General features: G+C 29.3%; 3 protein-coding genes and 1 pseudogene. 1 reads left to right on the forward strand and 3 read right to left on the reverse strand.

Annotated features, from left to right (window positions below; genetic code table 11):
• Window positions 1-307 (forward strand): annotated as a pseudogene (locus ACK5ON_RS07400) (phosphopantetheinyl transferase); the annotation flags it as partial.
• A gap of 214 nt (window positions 308-521) precedes the next feature.
• On the opposite strand, the gene ACK5ON_RS07405 reads toward ACK5ON_RS07400, so the two are convergent.
• The 3 genes from ACK5ON_RS07405 to ACK5ON_RS07415 all read right to left on the reverse strand — a co-directional run.
• Complete coding sequence (locus tag ACK5ON_RS07405; RefSeq protein WP_409821296.1) at window positions 522-827, reverse strand: helix-turn-helix domain-containing protein; 306 nt, start codon at window positions 825-827, stop codon at window positions 522-524.
• Window positions 808-1,044, reverse strand: a complete 237-nt coding sequence (locus ACK5ON_RS07410) for a type II toxin-antitoxin system RelE/ParE family toxin (RefSeq protein WP_409821300.1) — start codon at window positions 1,042-1,044, stop codon at window positions 808-810. The genes ACK5ON_RS07405 and ACK5ON_RS07410 overlap by 20 nt, the downstream gene beginning before the upstream one ends.
• An 849-nt stretch (window positions 1,045-1,893) precedes the next feature.
• Window positions 1,894-2,524: DUF3667 domain-containing protein (locus tag ACK5ON_RS07415; protein WP_409821298.1), on the reverse strand; the 631-nt coding region annotated here is incomplete at its 5' end.

Below are 2,524 nucleotides of genomic sequence, written 5' to 3' on the forward strand. Positions count from 1 at the left end.
CTATAAAATCTACAACCGTGCGAGTGGACAACGTGTTTTTAATCCAATTCAGTTTGAATGTGAAGCTGACCGCGTAGTTTTTGGAGACAACATTTTTTACACTCAAACTGAAATCACTCCCGATTATGTGTACACTATTGCGCTTACTACAAAAAAGAATTTTGCAGCAATTCAACACTTAGAAAATCAAAATAATATTCAAAAAGCCAATGGAATTCCAAATTGGCTCAATACCAAAAATGCTATTGTATTTCCTGCTTCCATTTCGCATCACGGGAGGTTTATGAGGGTAGTGGTTTTGGGATAATTTTTTATTGTATTTTGTTTATTTGTTATGCGCAATCCTATACAAGACATTTTAGACATATCCTAGCAATAGGATAGTTAGTTGCCCACTATGCCAACAAGCCATATTGCGGATAAATTAACTCGAGAAAAAAGACATATAACCCTCTCAAAAGTTGTTAATAAATTTATGGTGCTTTACATAAGAATTGCTGTTGGTGGATAGTGCCTTTTATTTACAACTTTATTGCAAGTTCTAATTTTCCGCCCAATCCTAATTCTACAATCTTTTGTAAAGTTGAAAATCTAACTTCTTTTACGTTGTTTTCAATTCTTGAAATATAAGATTTTGTAGTTCCGCTTTTACGAGCAAGTTCTTCTTGTGTTAAACCTTTTTCTATTCTAGCTTCATGAATTAATGCGCCAAGTTTAAACTGTTCGTAACCCTTTTCTAATTTATCACGTTTTTCAGTTCCTGGTTTGCCATAAAATTCGTTCTTGAATTCAGCAAGAGTTTTTAAATTATTTGTTCTCGTTTTCATATTCCTTTTTTATTTTTAATGCTTTTTCGATTTCCTTTTTTGGTGTTTTCTGTTCTTTCTTCTGAAATCCGTTCGCAAGAACAATCAATTTTCCTTTGTCAAAAAAACAGAATATTCTAAAAATATCACTTCCTTGTTTTACTCTTATTTCATATAATCCATCAGTATTTTCATGATGTTTTAGATAAGTTTCTGGAATTTTTTCTAAATATTCAATTAATTACAAAGTCCAGGTTATCTTATCTTGAACCTTTTCACGTTGTTTTACAAAAAATTCTACAAAGTAATCTTTGTAAAATGTTACAATTCTTATTTTCTTTTCACTTTCCACAATACAAAATTATTAAAGTTGTTCTAAAGTACAACATTATAATTCAATTATTTTCAATAAAAATTAATAAATTTCTAATTACCGAGATATTTTTTTTGGCATTTCCACCGACTTGTTTATACTCGCTACAAAGTAGCTACTAAACACCCATATTTCGATATATTGTCTCTACTCAGTAGCGTATATACTCCAAATATATAATTAATTCTTTTATTACAAATCATCAAACGGGCTTTTATTTGTTGAGTACTTTTCGTACTTGCATGATAGTAAACGTCCCGCTCCCTCGAGTCCCTTTGAGTGGAGTGTTGATAAGGATATTAATAAATATGAAGAGTTTAAATAGGTGTAGCCATTACAGTATCGTTGCGGAATAACTTATGAATTCAAAAAACCACATAAAAGGATTCGTGAGGTAGCGGGGGGGATTAAGGAAGCATAAACTTTCGTTTAAACACTGACTTTGCAAGTACAAAACCAACTTTAAATTAAGCCCAAAACCCGCCATTTTTGCAAACGGCTGTTAGTGGCAGTTTTTTATTTGTCAGTGTTTTTTTTTCAAGTCTTTAATGATTAAATAAATTGATATTATAAACACAATAATATATAAAGTGTCTAAAAAAGGTTCTTTTAGGGTTAAGTTCTTAAAGTCAATGTGTTTATTCAAAGTCAAACCCAGTGTGAATGCAATGAATAAAAAAAACCAATTTATTCTTTTTTTACTTTCCATATTTTTTAATATTTAGTTATTAAGTCGATTGTTTTTCCAATTAGAGTTGCTGTAATGTATAATGTCAGCATACCTAACAAATATGCAAAAAAAGCCTTAACATAATTTACAATTTTACCTTTTTCATAGAACTGTCCAATTGACCAAATTGTATAAGCAAAACAAAAGGTGCTTGCAATTATTATCAGATTTATATTTGTCAGACTTTGAATAATTCCAAAAACCGAAAATAATAGCATTCCCATCCCCATAACAAAACAAAGAAGAATTAAAATTTCAAAAATGTTAAACTTATATTTTCTGAAAAATAATTTTGACCATAACGCAATAAAAATAGCCATTATAATGTTGGCATAACCATAATGTCCTTGTATCCATTTGAAAATAGCACTTGTAGCAGAATTATTATTATCTAATTTATTTGAATAAGTATCTTCAAAGTGAAAGAAACTATTGCATACTGAATAAATTAATGAAGTAACTATAATGAAAATTATTGGCTTTACAAGTCGATTTCTGTTTTCAGTAAGATAATTTTTTACATTTTGTCCGGGATTTGTTACTAGCTCTTTAATTGTATATAAAATTCCACGTTCAAAATGTAAAACGTGTTCAATTTCGTGAATAATGTAATGT

Source organism: Flavobacterium sp. (genome assembly GCF_046317795.1).
Lineage (GTDB): Bacteria > Bacteroidota > Bacteroidia > Flavobacteriales > Flavobacteriaceae > Flavobacterium.

Excerpts from the sequence above, each read along its gene's own strand:
- ACK5ON_RS07405 (WP_409821296.1), bottom strand. The coding sequence starts at position 827 with ATGAAAACGAGAACAAATAATTTAAAAACTCTTGCTGAATTCAAGAAC.